Source organism: Amycolatopsis sp. WAC 01376 (genome assembly GCF_003947415.1).
In the GTDB taxonomy this organism is placed as follows: Bacteria; Actinomycetota; Actinomycetes; order Mycobacteriales; family Pseudonocardiaceae; genus Amycolatopsis.
In genome coordinates this window covers 367,448-384,522 of the sequence record NZ_QHKL01000006.1, presented here as the reverse complement: position 1 = coordinate 384,522, position 17,075 = coordinate 367,448, and the positions used below count along the sequence as shown (strand labels likewise).

Annotated in this window: 11 protein-coding genes and 1 pseudogene; 6 read left to right on the top strand and 6 right to left on the bottom strand. The window is 64.9% G+C overall.

All coding sequences use genetic code 11. The features are described from left to right. Positions 1–56 precede the first annotated feature (56 nt). Genes DMH03_RS28720 through DMH03_RS28710 form a run of 3 tightly spaced genes read right to left on the bottom strand, consistent with a single transcriptional unit; the run spans position 57 to position 3,818 of the window. Positions 57–1,046, bottom strand: coding sequence for a nitroreductase family protein (locus DMH03_RS28720; protein WP_125795098.1), 990 nt, complete (start codon positions 1,044–1,046; stop codon positions 57–59). Beyond that, complete coding sequence (locus tag DMH03_RS28715; protein ID WP_125795097.1) at positions 1,036–2,697, bottom strand: SulP family inorganic anion transporter; 1,662 nt, start codon at positions 2,695–2,697, stop codon at positions 1,036–1,038. Before DMH03_RS28715 ends, DMH03_RS28720 begins: the two co-directional genes overlap by 11 nt. Beyond that, complete coding sequence (locus DMH03_RS28710; protein WP_125795096.1) at positions 2,694–3,818, bottom strand: lycopene cyclase family protein; 1,125 nt, start codon at positions 3,816–3,818, stop codon at positions 2,694–2,696. The genes DMH03_RS28715 and DMH03_RS28710 overlap by 4 nt, the downstream gene beginning before the upstream one ends. A 170-nt stretch (positions 3,819–3,988) precedes the next feature. On the opposite strand from DMH03_RS28710, the pseudogene DMH03_RS28705 reads away from it, so the two are divergent. The 3 genes and pseudogenes from DMH03_RS28705 to DMH03_RS28695 form a co-directional block, all read left to right on the top strand. Continuing rightward, a pseudogene (locus DMH03_RS28705) lies at positions 3,989–4,423 on the top strand (universal stress protein); the annotation flags it as partial. A gap of 34 nt (positions 4,424–4,457) precedes the next feature. Then, positions 4,458–5,099: a CBS domain-containing protein gene (locus DMH03_RS28700; protein WP_233611692.1), complete on the top strand. Its 642-nt coding sequence runs from the start codon at positions 4,458–4,460 to the stop codon at positions 5,097–5,099. Positions 5,100–5,430: 331 nt separating this feature from the next. Further along, entirely contained in the window at positions 5,431–6,015 is a 585-nt protein-coding gene (locus DMH03_RS28695) for a DoxX family membrane protein (RefSeq protein ID WP_125795094.1), read from the top strand. A gap of 366 nt (positions 6,016–6,381) precedes the next feature. Here the strand turns inward: DMH03_RS28695 and DMH03_RS28690 are convergent, their stop codons facing one another. Beyond that, positions 6,382–6,885: a hypothetical protein gene (locus DMH03_RS28690; protein ID WP_125795093.1), complete on the bottom strand. Its 504-nt coding sequence runs from the start codon at positions 6,883–6,885 to the stop codon at positions 6,382–6,384. A 716-nt stretch (positions 6,886–7,601) separates the two neighbouring features. On the opposite strand from DMH03_RS28690, the gene DMH03_RS28685 reads away from it, so the two are divergent. Beyond that, positions 7,602–7,955, top strand: coding sequence for a hypothetical protein (locus DMH03_RS28685; protein WP_125795092.1), 354 nt, complete (start codon positions 7,602–7,604; stop codon positions 7,953–7,955). Between the two features lie 296 nt (positions 7,956–8,251). Here DMH03_RS28685 and DMH03_RS28680 read toward each other — a convergent pair whose 3' ends face one another. Beyond that, positions 8,252–9,490 carry an acetate--CoA ligase family protein gene (locus DMH03_RS28680; RefSeq protein WP_255431257.1) on the bottom strand — a complete coding sequence of 413 codons (1,239 nt, stop codon included), beginning with the start codon at positions 9,488–9,490 and terminating at the stop codon, positions 8,252–8,254. Positions 9,491–9,760: 270 nt separating this feature from the next. Between DMH03_RS28680 and DMH03_RS28675 the strand changes: the two genes are divergently transcribed. Then, the gene (locus DMH03_RS28675) at positions 9,761–11,182 is read left to right on the top strand and encodes a triacylglycerol lipase (protein WP_125795091.1); all 1,422 of its coding nucleotides are present in this window, start codon (positions 9,761–9,763) and stop codon (positions 11,180–11,182) included. Further along, entirely contained in the window at positions 11,179–16,476 is a 5,298-nt protein-coding gene (locus DMH03_RS28670; RefSeq protein ID WP_125795090.1) for a tetratricopeptide repeat protein, read from the top strand. The genes DMH03_RS28675 and DMH03_RS28670 overlap by 4 nt, the downstream gene beginning before the upstream one ends. A gap of 238 nt (positions 16,477–16,714) precedes the next feature. Here DMH03_RS28670 and DMH03_RS28665 read toward each other — a convergent pair whose 3' ends face one another. Next, positions 16,715–17,062, bottom strand: a complete 348-nt coding sequence (locus DMH03_RS28665) for a hypothetical protein (RefSeq protein WP_233611690.1) — start codon at positions 17,060–17,062, stop codon at positions 16,715–16,717. Positions 17,063–17,075 lie beyond the last annotated feature (13 nt).

The window sequence follows — 17,075 nt, the reverse complement described above, 5'->3', positions numbered from 1 at the left end:
GTCGTCCCTGACACCTTCAGCGTTTCACCATTGATCGGTTCTGCCAAGGCCGTGCATCAGGGCGAGAGGCCGCGATCCGGACGGCGTAGCAGGTCACCGGCCGGACGCCGCGCGGTTCGCCGGACCGAACCGTCCGGGTAGCCCAGCCGCATGATCATCTGAGGCGGCACCGCCAGGGACAGCGCGGCTGCCAGCCGGGCACGGACGGCCGCGACGTGCAGCGGCTGGGACAACACCGACGCCGCCAAGCCCTCGTCCACCGCGGCGAGCCAGGCACGCTGCATCGCCACTCCGGCGGACACGCGCCCCGCGCGGCTGTCCTCCGCGCAGAAGATCAGGAGCGTCTCCTGTGCCAGCCTCGACGCGAGTGTGCCGACATCGGGAATCACGGTCGTCTCGCGCACCAGACCCGCCCAAGGCAGACCCGCCTTGTCATACCCGGGCGTCACCAGCCCATCACCGACACCATCGGTACGCCAAGCCGAGGTCCATGCGGCGAGCTCGGCTTGGAGCCCGGCGTCGCCCTTGATCACTCTGGCGGCTGTTTCGAGAAGCTCGCCAACGGTTTCCGTGTACTCGGGCCCGACGACATGGCACAGGACGCCCTCCAGCAGCGGGTCGATGATCCTCGACAACGTGGTGGGCGCCACCGGCACCGGTGAGAAGGACCTGCGGTGGCTTCGTCTCCGCGAGATCGCCGCATAGGCGTGCAACTCGTGGTCCGAAGGCGGTTCGCGCTCTGCCGCGGCCACGAAGGCGACGAGCGGAGGCTCGCCCTCCGGCATCGCGACGTCCGCCCGCCACCCCAGGACACGGACTGCCAGGACGAGGTTGGCGAGCGCGGCGCCACAGGAAACGAGCCTGTCGGCACCGCCTGGATCCTGGTGAGGCAAGGCGACGTCGGCGCGTTCGCTCAGTTCGGCCCGCAGCCCGGGCAACGCCAAGGACCAAGGCTGACTGTTGTGCACCGACGGCGCACGGACCACGGCTCTGGCCAGAACCTCCACTTCGCCGCTCGACCACTCCCGTTCACTCTCATGACGCATCGGTCGTCTCCCTTCGGCGGTAGGCCTCGACCACGCTGGGCAAGGTCGGATAGAGACGTCGCTCCTCGATGAGCTCGAGCAGACCTGCGGCGGCGAGATCGTCGCGGAGTTCCTGCTTGACCCGGGCCATCGCGAAGGTGATCCCGCGCCCTCGCAATTCCTCACAGAGACCGCGGAGCGCGTCCGCGGCGGTGATGTCGAGTTCGACGTTGGCCTCGGCGTTCAGGACGAACCACTCGACCGGTTCGTTCCCGTCGAGGGAGTGGAGCGCGCGCCGTCGGAAGTCGTCCGCGTTGGCGAAACACAGAGGCGCGTCGTAGCGGTAGATGACCAGCCCCGGTTCGGTGGTCGACTCCGGATAGTCGTCCACGTCGTGCATGCCCGGTACGCCGGGAACGAAGCCGAGAACGGCGCCGTGCGGTCTCGCCAGCCTGCGCAGAAGATCCAGAATGGACAGTCCGACGGCGGCGAGGACTCCGTAAAGGACATCGAGTGCCAGGACGGCCACACAGGTCGACGCCGCCAACACGAATTCGCTGCGCCGGAAGTGGGCGATCCGCCTGAACTCGCCGACCTCGATCAGTTTGAGCGCGGCGAACACGACGATTCCCCCCAGCGCGGCCTTGGGGAACGCGGCAAGCACAGGGCCGGCGAAGAAGACCGTGACGATCACCGTCCCCAACGCGGTGATCGAGTACAGCTGTGTCCGGGCACCCATCGCCATCGCCAGTGCGGTCCTGCTCCCGCTCGAACTGACCGGGAAGCCATGCAGTAGGCCGGAGGTGACGTTCGACGCGGCGAGCGCGCGAAGCTCGCGGTCGGCGTCGACCCGATCCCCGCGCTTGCCCGCGAAGGCTCTTGCGGTCAAGACGTTGTCGGAGAACCCCACGATCGCGATGCCCACGGCGGGCAGCAACAGGTCGGGCAGGTCCGCGGCGGAGACGGCTGGAACACCAGGCACGGGTAGACCGGAATCGATCGTGCCGACCACTTCGATTCCCATATCGGTCAGGGAGAACGCGGCGACCACGCCGGCGGCGAGCAGGATCGCGGCCAAGGGCCCGGGGAATCTGGGCATCCAGCGCTGCAGTACCAGCAGCGATGCCAGTACCAGAGCACCTACCAGGAGCGTGGGCCAGTGCACCTCGCCGACGTTCTTCAGAAATGAGGCCAGTTCCGCGGCGACGCCGTCGCCAGTGACGGGAACCCCGGTCATTTTGCCCAGTTGGCTCAGCACCATCAGGACCGCGATCCCGGCCATGTACCCGGTCAGCACGGGTTTGGACAGCAGATCCGCCAGGACACCGAGCTTCGCCAACCCGCCGAGCACACACAGTCCGCCGACGAGCAACGCGAGCGTCGCCGCCAAAACGCCGTAGCGCAGCGGATCCCCTGCCGCGAGTGGCCCCAAGGCCACAGCGGTCATCAGGGCGGTGGTCGACTCGGGCCCCACCGAGAGGAGCTTCGACGAGCCTAGGAACGCGTAGACCGCGAGCGGACCGATCGTCGCCCACAACCCGGCCTCGGGCGGCAGCCCGGCAACCTCGGCGTAGGCCATCACCTGAGGGACCAGGTAGGCCGCGACGGTGACCCCGGCCAGCAGGTCGCCTCTCGGCCATGACCGTCGATGGCGGGAGGATGACGGCGTCATCGGTGCCTCCTGGCCACGGCACGGTAAAGCGAAGGCGGCAGTCCGGCAAGGAGCCGTCCCTCCTGCGCGACGGAACTCGCTTCGTCGAGGAACCGCAGCACCGGTTCGGCCGATGAGCGGTCGAACAACGTCGCAAAGACCCGTTCCAGCTGAGCTGGATCCCTGGTGATCACATCGAGCAGTGCGGCGTCGAACACGCGATACCGGTGCGGTGACTTCGGCAGATCGAAGGGATGACCGAGGGTGGCGAGGGATCTCGCGATCGCCGCGCTGTCGGTTTGGATCCTTTCGAAGGCGTATCCGGTCGAAGCCTTGACCATTCCCGCTTTCGTTCCGATGGTGAGGACCGAACCACGCCTGCGATCCACCGCGTGGGCGGACAAGGGCAGCGATCCGGATTCTTCCCGTCCGACCGTGCAATCCCGGATCCCGAGCACCCCGGAGAGGTACTCGCCGAGGGCGTATCGCTGCTCCTTCACGTAGGCCACACCGTGAGAACGGGTCGATGCGAAGGAAGTGTGCTCCACCAAGGCCTCCTGAGGACCTCGCGGAAGGACGTAGAGGAAGCTCGCAGCCCGGCTCTGTGCGGTGCGGAAGTCGAACAACGTCGGGATCGCCGGGTCGAACGCCGGAGCAGCGGTTCGCACATGCCAGCCTCGGAAGATCAGCCAAGCGTCGGCCCTGGGCGGCTCCAATCCAAGCACGCTGTCGAATACCCAGTTCGCATACATCGCTTCGCCGTCCACCAGGACTTCGGCGCCTTGACCCGCCTGTCTGATGTCACTCACGTGTCCACTGTGGAAGGTGAATCCGCCATGCCGGGACGTCATTCGGCCGACCGCCGCGGCGAAGTCGTCACCCCGTACGAAACGATAGCGGTAGGCGCCGAGATCGACGATTCGCTCGCGACCGCCGACATGAACGCGGAATCGATCGAACGTGCGCGACACGGCCACGTCGAGCAGGCCCGGGCTGTCCGACCACGACGCCCAGCCTGCCTGCGTGATCGGCCGGCTCGCGTCGTCGACGACGGTGATCGACCCGAGCGGTTCCGGCCGGGCGGCGAGGTGTGCCGCGAGGCTGAGACCGCTGAGCCCTCCTCCGGCGATGAGGATCCTCATCGATCGAGTCCACAGCCCAGCGGACGCGGACGCTAGTGACCAGTGGCGCTACTGGGGTCCCGCGTATCCGGGACCAACGGCACCGGTGGAGTTCGACCGCGTTCCCTTAGCTTTGCGGCATGAGCCGTGATGAGCGGGAGGATCCGAGCATGAGCCGCCCGATGGCAGGACCGGTCGTGGTCGGCGTCGACGGCGGATCCACCAGCGACGTCGCCCTCGCTGCCGCCTTCGCCGAGGCAAGCGTCCGCGACACCGAACTGATCGCCGTCCACGCACGGGGAGACGTCGGCGGCTCGCCGTCCTTCGGAGACGGCGGTGGCAACTACGAGTGGGAACTCGTCGCGGAGTCCGCGCGGAACATGGTCACCGGACAGCTCGCGCCGTTCCGCGACCGCCATCCGGACGTCAAAGTCCAGCAAGTCGCCGTCCGCGACGACCCGCGGCAGGAACTGCTTCGCTGGAGCGCCACGGCACAGCTGATCATCGTCGGAAGCCGAGGACGGGGCGGATTTCGCGGCCACCTGCTCGGTTCGACCGGACAAGCCTTGCTGCACCACGCCGCCTGCCCGGTCTTGATCGCCCGCACCGCGGCACCCGGAAAGTGAAGGAAGGGCAATGCGCACAACCGTTTCCCAAGTCATGACGGACAGTCCGATCGCGGTCACGGCGGACACTACCTACAAACAGCTCGCCGGGCTGATGGCCCTGCATCGGATCAGCGCGATTCCCATCGTCGACGAGGCCGGTGTCCCGGTCGGTGTCGTGTCCGAGTCCGACCTTCTCGCACGATTCCGGCATCCCCGGGCCTCTTTCATCTCCGGCCGCCACAGCAGGGCCGAGTTGCGTAAAGCGAACGGACTCCTCGCGAAAGACCTGATGACCGCGCCGGTCCTGACCGTCGGCGGAGGGGAATCTGTCGACACGGCGGCTGCTCTGCTCGCCCGTAAACAAGTCCGGCGACTGTTCGTCGTCGAAGACGGCAAGCTGACCGGGGTCGTGTCGCGCCGGGATCTGCTGTCGAGCTTCCAACGCCCGGATGAGGAGATCCGCTTCGACATCGAGCGCGACGTCCTCGCCGACACCCTCTGGGTGACACCAGGTCAGGCGTCCGTGACTGTCGAAGACGGCGTGGTCACCCTGCTCGGCAGGCTCGACAACCGCGGCACCGTCGAACGGGCCGGGGCTCTCGTCGCGGACGTCGCCGGCGTGGTCGAGGTGCGGAACCGGCTCGACTTCGTCTGGGACGACGAAACAATCCGCCACGCCGCCCTCGGCATCTGAGGGTCGGCACACCCGTTGCCATGCCCTGGATCAGGCCGATGGCCACCTGATCCAGGTCGGTGAACCGGAACCAGCCCAAGCCCTCTCGCTCCACATCGATCCCCGCTACACCGACATCTCCGATCGTCGACTGGTGAGCACCTTCGTTTGCCGGACCCACCGCCGCTTGCCGCATCGCGCGTTACGCGACAGCTGATCCGCGCCTGCCGGACGACCCTCGCCGTGGCGCATGACGATGGCCTCGTATACCCGGGCCTTTCGACCCCAGAGCCGCGCACCACTCCGTAACAGACTGGATTCGACCATCAAGGCCGAATCCGAGGAGAATTCCATGGCCACCACCGACAGCGGCCACCGTCACGCAGTTCCCGCCGGTGACCTGAACGTCCACACCGGACAGAGCGCAGGCGCCAAGAGTCTCGCGTTGCTCCGGATCGCGACCGGGTTGTTGTTCCTGTGGGCTTTCGCCGACAAGACCTTCGGCTTCGGCTACGCGACATCTTCCGGCAACGCCTGGATCAACGGCGGCTCGCCGACGAAAGGTTTCCTGAGCCGAGTCGACCTCGGACCATTCGCCGAAACGCTGCGCTCCTGGGGCGGCACCTGGTGGGCGGATTGGCTGTTCATGGCGGGCCTATTCGGAATCGGTCTCGCGGTGAGCTTCGGGATCGCCCTCCGGCTTTCCGCTATCACCGGCACCGTGATGATGCTGCTGATGTGGGTGGCCGAGTGGCCGCCTTCCCGGACCACCGCCGCGGGCGAACCGACGATGTCGACCAACCCCGTCATCGACTACCACCTCGTCTACGCACTGGTCCTCATCGCGCTCGCCGCGACGGCCGCCGGGGCGACCTGGGGACTGGGCTACCTCTGGTCTCGCTTGCCGTTCGTCGACCGCAACCGCTGGCTCCGCTGACCACGACTGCGTCGAGAGCTCCGTACGAGTGCTGACTCACTCGTACGGAGCTCTTCGCTGTACTTAAGTGATCCCTCCCAGGCATCGGTCGCGTACGGCCGTGCAGGTTACGATAGAACCCGTAAGAGCACGAACTGCGCAGAAGCACAGCCTGGCACAGATACAGGGCACCGTGGCCACACTGGCCACAGCGAACTCACCCCAGGCTTGAAGGGTGCCTTTCCCCTTCGAGTGCACGAAGGTCTCCGCTGCTGACGTAGATAGTCACTGCGGCCTCTCCAGCGATCTTCCTTCGATGCGACCGTCGTGTCACGCGTTAGCCACCTTCGCACTACAAAGATCCGAGGCCACACCGTGTGCTAACAATCAACTGAAATGCCATATCAACCAGGATCCGAGAGTTTTGCCGACGTCACGCAGAAAATTGGTGGCGGATCCACAGTAGTAGCCGGAGGTGATCACAGCAAGAATTAACAACAGCGAAGAGCCGGATGGTTTCCTATCGCACACCGCAGAATAAGTTCCAACAAAGAGGACACTCAACGCCGCAGTACTGAGCGTCAAGGTAATCCATCCATTAAAATCAAGGCCACTTAGATGACCGTATCCAAGTGCGACCAGGAATACTCCGGAGAAGTATACGACACCCAGCGGCCCAACGATACTTTTCTTCTTCGAAGGCGGATCTTCTTCAACTTTGGACTTCTGCTTGACGTCTTCTTCGTGAACTCTATCCTTAAGACGGAATTCATGCAGTAGCCGGTCAGCCTTCTCATCATAGGATTCGAATCCTTTTACATTATCGATTGGCGTGTCGCCAAGTGATCCAGCTCCATTGTTGGCAGAACAATCATCAGGCGGATCGTCCACCCCGGAGGGCGGCGGTTCCTCTTCCTCGACTCCCGCCTCTTGCGGACTCCGCCCTCGCGCCGACCTCATCTTGATCCATTTACTCGCCATCGACCCCTCGATTCACGTCCATGCGACCTGAGCCGAGCAATCTATACCTCGCTCGCACACTAGAGACTCTTGGGTCGCAAGAGAGTCAGAATCAGGGAATTCTTCACCCGACCTTGCTGGCACTCTGACTGAAAGTCAACCCCACGTTACGTTAGGCACTCAACGGAACGTGAAAAATGATGATCAAGCTACAGTCCCCAGGAATGCGGGAGCTAGCAGCGGCATCCTATGACTTACCCCGCAGCAGGTAGATCAGCACCACGCCGGAGCACCGAGTCACCCGTCACACACTGACGACCAGCGCGACAAGACACGGTCGGAGTAGCGTTTTGCAACTTTCTTGAAAATGATCTTTAATCCTCGTTTTGCAATCTTGCCACGGAGCGCTATCGTGCATCGCCATGCAGGGACCTCAAGGATCTCCATGGCTTGTAATCCTACTTGCACTGCTCGCGGTTGCAGGATCGATCAGTGCAAGCTGGATAGGACAACGCACCGCAGCGAACCGAGACGACAAGCGATGGGAGAGGGAGCGCGATCGCGAGGAAACTCGATGGAAAAGACAGCAAGAGGACCTACAGAGTACGCGAGCCCACGATCTACACCTTCATTGGAGAGATCGGCGATTGAACGAGTACGTCCATTACAGCGATGGCCTGAATCAAGCCTATAAAGCAATTCCAAAAATGTTACCAGGAGTCGCGAACGCCGAGCAGCGAGAACGCGCGAAGAGCGACATGAACAAAGGAATGCGCGAATCCTGGGAGGCGCTAAGTGCACTAAGTATGCTAGACGAGAAAGACACCGTCAACGAATGCTACGAGTTTCATCAGGAAACGCGCCAATTAATGGACGCCATCGTCAACTCAGATTTTAGAGAGAGCAAGGAGTTTGGTGATCGATTAAAGAATTTACTGACGAAGCGCGAATCGCTCCTGACGAGAATTCGAGTTACTCTGGGCGTACACGGATCACACTGAAGGCTCGACACCTCAGCCTCTTTGTTCAATGTTTTCACAGCATTTCATAATCCTCGTCGGCGACACAATACACTATTTAGGGCGGGTAAACGTTGCGTGGCGTGGTCCGTGCTGGTGGTCGCGAGGCAAAGGGTTAGGGGCTGAATCGCCACTCACTCTTCCTCAACCCAGCTCGGCCCGCCGTTGAGATGGGGGCTGCGAAAGCCACCTCCGCAACCGTCTTATAGGACCTGATGCCAAGGGCAGCACGGGAGACTCAACCCTCTCCCTATCCCTCAATACCGTGCGGGAAAGGCTCACCGTAAGGCCCGAAGGTAAGGGTCGCTATGCGGCCGACGCCGGACGAGCACCCGGGCCGCACTCACCGCGGCGCCTTCGGAAGACGCCAGCACCGGATCGAGGTCGACGTCGACGATCTCGGGCAACGACTCCACCATCCGGCTCACCCGGAGCAGAAGATCCCGCACGGCCGCCTTGTCGACAGCGCCGTCACCTCCGCCGAAGAGCAGGTGAGCCCACCGCAGACCGTCCATCAGGCCGTCCACGCCGGCGGTCGTGAGCGGGCAGAGGGCGGTGACGCGGTCATCGAGCAGTGCCTCGTCCAGGCCGCCGAGACCGAGCACGATCACCGGGCCGAAGGTCTCGTCGATCTGGGCGCGCACGATGAGTTCACGGTCGCCGAACCGGCGTCCGGTGCACCGGATGCCGAAGCAGTCGACGAAATCCTCACTGACCTTTCGGGACAGCCAGCCACCGTCGGGATGGGCCACGAGGAACTCGTCGACGAGGTGGGCGGCCGTCACCAGGTCGATGCCGTCCAGGTCGGGAACCGTACCTTCGGCCTTCTTCAACCACAGCGAACGGGCGGCCAGTTTCGCCATGATCACCGCTGCCTCTTCGACGTCGCCATAGCAAGGTATGCCCGCGTGCGCGGTCACGGATTCCAGCTGACCGAGCCGTACGGCGAGAACAGGCTTTCCCTGTCCTGATGGCTTGAGCGCGGCGAGTGGATCTCCCACGCCGGTCGGCACGCCGGCGGGCATCACCGCGTCGACGGCGTCATCCGCGAGCACGGCCGACACGCAAGCGGCGAACGTCTCCGCGGTGACGGCGGCGCTCGTGTCGAGCGGATTCCCCACGGTCGCGTGCTCGGGGAGCAGGCGACGCAGTCCGGCTACGGTGTCCGCGCTCAGTTCAGGGGGCTTCAGGCCATGACGGGCACACGCTTCGGCGCCGAGTACCGCGGCGCCGCCCGCGTTGCTCACCACGACCACCCGCTCGCCCGCGGGGAGAGGTTGCCACGACAACGCGGCGAGGAGCCCGACCACTTCGGTCACGGAGTCCACGACGACTACACCGGCCTGACCGAACAACGCCAGCTTCGTGGCGGCCGGGATCGCTCGCGCCGCCGTATGGGCGGCCGCGGCACGCTGCGCGGCTACCGTACCGGCACCGCGAATAGCCACCACCGCCTTCTCGCGCGCGAGTGCCCGTGGGACCCTCTGGCGAACTGGCGAGCCGAGAAGCTTCGTCATCCGCCGCTGATCAGAATGATCTGGACGGTGATACCACGTGATCAGAGCTACCGAGCAGCGAACGGCGTGAAACATGCGGCTACAGCCGACAAATCTCGGTTTCGCGGAGACCCGGATCTCAAAGCGGACAAAAACTTGGTGAATTATTGGCGCTAATTTGCGTGACCTGGTTCCCCATGTGGCCGACCGAACCGTGATACACAGCCGGTAACCCGTGTCGTTGGATGAACGATTGAAGGGCGTGACGAAGTTAATCGGTCGGGAGGGCTGATGGGCCTGAAGCATCTGCTGGTGATCGTTCCAGGTATCGGCGGAAGTGTCCTGGAATACCCGGACGGTCGGCCCTTGTGGGGACAGAACTTGCAGAGAACAGGTCGGTCGGTGTTCGCTCCAGCCGGCCTGACGATGTCCGAGCCGGTGGTGCCGGTCGGCCTTTTGCCGAGCATGAGGGTGCTGCCGTGGAAGAAGGTCGCGGGGTACGACCGACTAGTTCAGCGACTGATGAACAAGTTCCGATTGGAACCTGATGATATCGACACTGTGCATCCGTGCCGGGCCCCTCGGCCGGCGGCGAGCGTGTTGCTGTTTCCCTACGATTTCCGCCAGGGCATGGTCTACAACGCCGAGCGGTTGGAGGCCGAGATCGCGCGCCGCGTAGGCGATCGGCAGGTGATCGTGGTTGCTCATTCGATGGGTGGTGTGGTGGCACGCTGGTGGTGGGCGGTCTTGGGCGGTCACCGGATCTGCCGGTCCCTGATCACGGTGGCCACACCGCATCGCGGCGCGCCGAAGGCGATCGACTGGCTTCTCAATGGCGTCCGGCTGGGCCCCGCGTCGGTGGCCGCGATGTCGAGCCGGTTATTGAAGGATGCCGCTGAGGTGGTGTCGGGCTGGGATTCGACCTGGGAGTTGTTGCCACGCTATCCAGCGGTGCTGGACGCCAGCGGCCCGGCGTATCCGCACGAGGTGTCGGTCGCCCCGGAGTCATTTCGTATACGTGCGAAAGTCGCGTATGAGCGGCATCTGGAGCTCGAGGCGGTCTGTCGCGACTTATTCGAGTCGACGCCGGAGGCGAAGTCGCGGTTCATGGCTTTCTACGCCACCGGGCATGTCACGGCGGGCCGGGCGGTGATCGAGGGACAGCGTCTTCGGGTGAGCCGGGCAGATGCGGAGTGGCTGCCGAGCCAGGGGTGGGAGGGCGGGGATGGCACGGTGCCCGCCATTTCTGCCACTCCGGTGGAGTACTCGGCGGACGGTGACGATGGGGTCTATCACCGAGCTTGGTGGCCGGAACCGCATCTGCCCATCGCGTCCGCGAGCGGCGTGGTCGAGTTCGTCGCCCGGTTCGAGGCGGCGCCGCTGGATGCCGTGCGCGGTGAACAGGGGCCGGACCGGCCGTGGGTGGGTTTCGATGTGGATGACGTGACCGCTGCCGGGGTGCCGTCGACGGCGTCCGTGCGGTTGTGCGGGGCCGACCCGCAGCAGGTGAAGGCTCGGGCCCGGTTGATTGCCGAGCCGGGGGCATCGGCCGAGGTGCCCGACAGCCTCCCGGTTGAGTGGGACGGCGGAAGCTGGCGAGTCGAGATCCCCGCTCTGCCCGCGGGGGCGCACCGACTGCGGGTCGAGCTTGATCACGTGCCTGAGGTGGACAGGGTCGTCGGCGAGGACATCATCGGGGTGATCGAGCCATGACCGGATGGCGATGGGACCGGCCCGCGGATCCGGATGAGCTGGCCCGGTATGTCCAGCAGGACCTGATTCGCAAGCTGCTGCCCGCAAAACTGGCCAGGAGGTTGCCAGGGCCGCGGAGCACGGCACCGGCCGAGAAGGCGCGGCTGATCTACCAGGTCTTCGCCGACACCGGAGTGCGCTATGTCGGCGAGCCGACCACCAGTGGCGACGGGCTACAGACCGTCCGTCCGGTGGACCAGGTGCTAGCTCGGCCACAGCACGCCACCTGCCTGGACATCTGCGTGGCCTACGCCGGGGCCTGTCTGGACGCCGGGCTGCATCCGATGATCGTCGTGTTGGACTCACGGCTCGGCGGGCCTGGGCATGCCATCGTGCTGATCTGGCTGGACGGCTCGTGGTCCGCATCGGAAGGCAACGCCCCGTTCCAGGACGTAGTGCAGGTGACCGCGTCGGAGACCGAAGACGGGTTCCCGCTGCAGGAGGAGATCCGTGCGAGGGTCGACGCTGGCGGGTCCTTCCTCGCGATCGACGTCACCGGCGTGACCTGGCCGGCGAACACGTCCGCCCCGGCAAAAAACTGGGCCGCCGCAGTCGCTGATGGCGCCGAGATGATCGCAGCGACCGCCAAGATTTCCGGGAGGTGGCGGTGGGGATTGGGCATCGACGTCGGGCTGGCCCGACGAACTGTTCCCGCTGTGGATCTGATCGACTGGCGGCAACCGGACTTCCAGCCGCTGACCGACCCCTATATCGAGCCGAATCCACATGCCGGCCCGCTAACGCAGATCAAGGCCAGGCAGGGCGTGGTGCCGTTCTACACCCGCGATGAACTGGACCTGCTGCTGGAATGGGCTGAGGCAAGCAGCTCAACCCCGGACGGCGTGGAACTGGCAGTGCTGCACGGGGTGGGAGGCGCCGGCAAGACCCACCTGGCCGCCGAGCTGTGCCGGCGGCTGGACACAGCAGGCTGGTACACCGGATTCCTGGCCAAACACCCAGTACCGAGCGGCGACGACCTGGCCTGGCTCGCGGGTGTGGAATCGCCCGTGCTGGTCGTCGTGGACTACGTCGAGGACACCGGCGCCGCGGGTATCCTCGCAACTGTCAAAGCCCTCCGCGGCAGGGAATCGCCCACCAGGGTGCTGCTGACCGCTCGGGCGATCGGCGACTGGCTCACGACCATCACCGGAGCCGCCGAGCGTGACGGCCTGAGCGCCGCAACACCGCTGCTCATTCCCCTCCCGCGGCGGCATCCAGCTTCGGCCGGCGTGTTCCGCCGCGCCGCGCAACGGTTCGCCGAACTGCCCGGCATGGTGAGCACCACCATCGAACAACCACCCCCGAACCCGCGCTGGACCACCCTGGACCTGGTGTTGCAAGCGTGGCTGGCCGCCGAGGGTGCCGCCGGTGACGCGCTGCCGACCCAGCGCGACACGCTGTACGACCGGGTCCTGCTTCGAGAATTCGACTACTGGCAGCGGACCTGCAACGAACGCGGTCTGCCCACCTACGGCTCAACTCTGCTGGCCCGTGCGGGGGCCGTACTGACGCTCATCGCGCCGTCCACCACAGCTCGAGCGACCAAAGGTCTCACGGCGATCGAGGAGCTAGCCCTGCCGACACCCGACAGGGCCCTCCTCATCGACGTACTTACCGGGCTCCTGACCCCCGACACCGCCGACGAAGGCTTCGCGATCCGGCCAGACCCCGTGGGTGAACGACTGGTGCTACGAGAATTCACCGACACGCCCGCTCTGCTTGATCGCTGCATCCCACCCGACCCGAGCACCGACCAACGGCTCGCCCAGAGTCCCGACGACCCGGACGCATACGCTGATAAGCGGTCCGCGATCACGGAAGGCTTCCGCGCCTGCACAGTTCTCACCCGCGCCGCAGAGCAGAACCTCCAGCGCGCCTTGGATCTGACCCAGCGTCTGCTGCACCACCACTCCTACATGTGGTCGGCCGGCCTGGCCGTTGCCCTCAACCAAGGAGGCCCATTCGCCGCCACACTGACCGAGCTCGCCGAACGCGAAGACACACCGCTGCCACTGGCACAGCTCGCCAACGCTATACCCACAGGACATGCGGCACTCCGAGCCCTCGCATTGACCGCGACACAGCGCAGCCAACCAGAACCAGACCCCACTTCCACCGAAACTGACAACCTCGCCGCACTAGCCGCGTGGTCGAACAATCTCGCCATCCGACTCGGTGAGGTTGGTGATCGTGCGCGGGCATTGGCCGCGATCGACGAAGCCGTCACCCATTATCGGCAACTCGCCGAAAACAACCCCGGCGCCTTCCTGCCTAACCTCACTGGCTCGTTGAACAACCAGGCCACCCTGCGTGGTGGGGTTGGTGATCGTGCGGGGGCATTGGCCGCGATCGACGAAGCCGTCACCCATTATCGGCAACTCGCCGAAAACAACCCCGGCGCCTTCCTGCCCAACCTCGCCAGCTCGTTGAACAACCAGGCCACCCTGCGTGGTGGGGTTGGTGATCGTGCGGGGGCATTGGCCGCGATCGACGAAACCGTCACCCATTATCGGCGGCTGGACGAGAACGACAAGAGCGTTCCTGGCGCCTTCCTGCCCAGCCTCGCCATGGCATTGAACAACCAGGCCACCCTGCGCAGTGGGGTTGGTGATCGTGCGGGGGCATTGGCCGCGATCGACGAAACCGTCACCCATTATCGACAACTCGCCGACAACAACCCCGGCAACTTCCTGCCCGACCTCGCGAGCTCGTTGAACAACCTAGCTGCTCTGCGTGGTGAGGTTGGTGACCGCGCGGGGGGACTGGCCGCGATCGACGAAGCCGTCACCATGCGACGGCAACTCGCCGACAACAACCGCGGCGCCTTCCTACCCGACCTCGCCAGCTCGTTGAACAACCAAGCCAACCTGCGCAGTGGAGTTGGTGATCATGCGGGGGCACTGGATGCGATCGACGAAACCGTCACCCATTATCGACAACTCGCCGACAACAACCCCGGCAACTTCCTGCCCGACCTCGCCACGGCGTTGAACAACCAGGCCAACCTGCGCAGTGGGGTTGGTGATCGTGCGGGGGGACTGGCCGCGATCGACGAAGCCGTCACCATGCGACGGCAACTCGCCGACAACAACCCCGGCGCCTTCCTACCCGACCTCGCCACGGCGTTGAACAACCAGGCCAACCTGCGCAGTGGGGTTGGTGATCGTGCGGGGGGACTGGCCGCGATCGACGAAGCCGTCACCATGCGACGGCAACTCGCCGAGACCAACCCCGGCGCCTTCCTACCCCACCTCGCCGACTCGTTGAACAACCAAGCCAACCTGCGCAGTGGAGTTGGTGATCATGCGGGGGCACTGGATGCGATCGACGAAACCGTCACCCATTATCGACAACTCGCCGAGACCAACCCCGGCGCCTTCCTACCCGACCTCGCCGACTCGTTGAACAACCAGGCCAACCTGCGCAGTGGAGTTGGTGATCGTGCGGGGGGACTGGCCGCGATCGACGAAGCCGTCACCATGCGACGGCAACTCGCCGACAACAACCCCGGCGCCTTCCTGCCCCACCTCGCCAGCTCGTTGAACAACCAAGCCAACCTGCGCAGTGGAGTTGGTGATCGTGCGGGGGCATTGGCCGCGATCGACGAAGCCGTCACCATGCGACGGCAACTCGCCGACAACAACCCCGGCGCCTTCCTACCCGACCTCGCCATGGCGTTGAACAACCTAGCTGCTCTGCGTGGTGAGGTTGGTGACCGTGCGGGGGGACTGGCCGCGATCGACGAAGCCGTCACCATGCGACGGCAACTCGCCGAGACCAACCCCGGCGCCTTCCTACCCGACCTCGCCAGCTCGTTGAACAACCAAGCCAACCTGCGCAGTGGAGTTGGTGATCATGCGGGGGCATTGGCCGCGATCGACGAAGCCGTCACCAATTATCGGCAACTCGCCGCGACCAACCCTGGCGCCTTCCTGCCATACCTCGCCGTCTCGTCGAACAACCAAGCCAATCGACGTAGTGAGGTTGGTGATCGTGCGGGGGCATTGGCCGCGATTGACGAAGCCGTCACCCATTATCGGCAACTCGCCGAGACCAACCCCGGCGCCTTCCTACCCGACCTCGCCGACTCGTTGAACAACCAAGCCAGCCTGCGTAGTGAGGTTGGTGATCGTGCGGGGGCATTGGCCGCCTTCCTGGCTGCATGGCGAGGTTTAAGTCCGGGACCGCAAGCTGAACTGATTGCCAGGCGTGCTCTGTGGCGCTTGCAGGATCTCGACGTCGATTCCGCTGCGCATCCGTTCGATATCGACAGCGTGTTCGACGATCTAGAGCTGGCCGCGTCAACAGCCGCTGAGCCCGACCTTCCCGTACACAGCGGTGCCGCCCGCCAGAGAATCCGTGACACAGTCGCCGAAGTGGTGGAAACACGGCCGGACGCCGCGACATTTATGCGAGCGCGATTGCCGACCTGGACCTACGCAGACCTACCAGGACCTCTCCTAGACCTGCTTAATCAGTGGCTCAGCAGCCAGAACTGGGAAACCCGCGAGTCCATCATCCGGGACAACGCAACGACGCTGCTCACCGACGATGTAAAGACTGGCGTCGTGTTGGCCCGCTTCCTCTACCCAGAGGTCGACGGCCTCACCGATTTGCACGACCTGCTGGACGAGGTTCGCACCGGCGGGCTGGACACGACCTTAGCCATCCACCGTGCGACGCACGCTCACGCCGCAGAATTACAGGCCTGGCTGACAACGTCAACATGGGAGGGATCCCGCGCGATCCTGAAGAAACACCCCAACCTCATCTCAGACCCCCGGACGCTAACCCTGCTGAAGGCCGCAAGCAAGCACCCAGTGGCCCGCCAACACCTCGGCATTCTGCGGCTGATCCAGTCGGCCATCGGGTCGATCGACGACGTCTACGATGCGGTCATTGACCCACTAATCGCCGCCGACCAAGCCATGCGCTGCCTGGAACGACTGGACACCGAGTTGCTGGACGAGCTGCTGCGTGCCGCGCCGAACCTCCTGCAGGCCCCATTCGTCGGCCCGTACCTCCTCGCCGCCCGCACTGCGATCTCTGCGGCCGCATCGTCGGCCGACAACAAGTCCGACACAGACCCGCGCGTGGCGATTGAGATAGCCGCCCGGACCGGCACAGAAACCCAGCGCGCGGCAGGTGCTGCCCGTTTGCGTCGCATCGCCCAGCGCGAGTCCAGCGTGACGCGCATATTCGAGGACCTGGCGGCACGGCTAGATCCCGCTGCAACTAAGAACACCGGCAAATAGCGCCGCTGACCACGCGGAGGCGACTCGCCACCCAGGAACTCACGTGGCTGACCACCCTAGGCCAGACTGTACGAGCCGCACCATCGCAACAGGACCGTAGAGCCGCCCTCGGATTGGTCATCCAGCAGGTCACGCAACTGGTACTAAATGCGCTGTCTAATGAGACAGCGCGTTCTGGGGAACGGCGGCGTCTCCGAACACGGCCTCAGTCAGCAGGATTCGCATGGGTACTCCTTTCTCAGGCGGCGGTCCAGTCCTTGGCGACCCGCTGCCACTCCCGGGCCCAGGCGGCGCTACGCGCACGGCCGAGCATCGTCTGGCCGCCCAGAAAGAGGCCGGCCAGGAGGGTCACGAACGCGAGCCAGATTCCGGTACCGACGCCGATCCCGGTGCTCGTCGCGTCGGTGGGCGTCACATACGTCGGATCCCACAGCGGCGGCGAGCGGGATCGCCAGCAAGGCGGCCAGGACGGCTCCGACCGCGAACGCGGCTTCAACCCGGTCGGACCAGCGGGCCAGTGGATTCCGCCCGAGGTGAAGCCGTCGCCACACCACGGTGACGATTCCTGGCTGCTCTCGCATGACATCTCTCCTGGCTCA

Excerpts from the sequence above, each read along its gene's own strand:
- DMH03_RS28695 (WP_125795094.1), top strand. The coding sequence starts at position 5,431 with ATGGCCACCACCGACAGCGGCCACCGTCACGCAGTTCCCGCCGGTGAC.
- DMH03_RS28680 (WP_255431257.1), bottom strand. The coding sequence starts at position 9,490 with ATGACGAAGCTTCTCGGCTCGCCAGTTCGCCAGAGGGTCCCACGGGCA.
- DMH03_RS28670 (WP_125795090.1), top strand. The coding sequence starts at position 11,179 with ATGACCGGATGGCGATGGGACCGGCCCGCGGATCCGGATGAGCTGGCC.
- DMH03_RS28710 (WP_125795096.1), bottom strand. The coding sequence starts at position 3,818 with ATGAGGATCCTCATCGCCGGAGGAGGGCTCAGCGGTCTCAGCCTCGCG.
- DMH03_RS28665 (WP_233611690.1), bottom strand. The coding sequence starts at position 17,062 with ATGTCATGCGAGAGCAGCCAGGAATCGTCACCGTGGTGTGGCGACGGC.
- DMH03_RS28675 (WP_125795091.1), top strand. The coding sequence starts at position 9,761 with ATGGGCCTGAAGCATCTGCTGGTGATCGTTCCAGGTATCGGCGGAAGT.
- DMH03_RS28700 (WP_233611692.1), top strand. The coding sequence starts at position 4,458 with ATGACGGACAGTCCGATCGCGGTCACGGCGGACACTACCTACAAACAG.
- DMH03_RS28720 (WP_125795098.1), bottom strand. The coding sequence starts at position 1,046 with ATGCGTCATGAGAGTGAACGGGAGTGGTCGAGCGGCGAAGTGGAGGTT.
- DMH03_RS28715 (WP_125795097.1), bottom strand. The coding sequence starts at position 2,697 with ATGACGCCGTCATCCTCCCGCCATCGACGGTCATGGCCGAGAGGCGAC.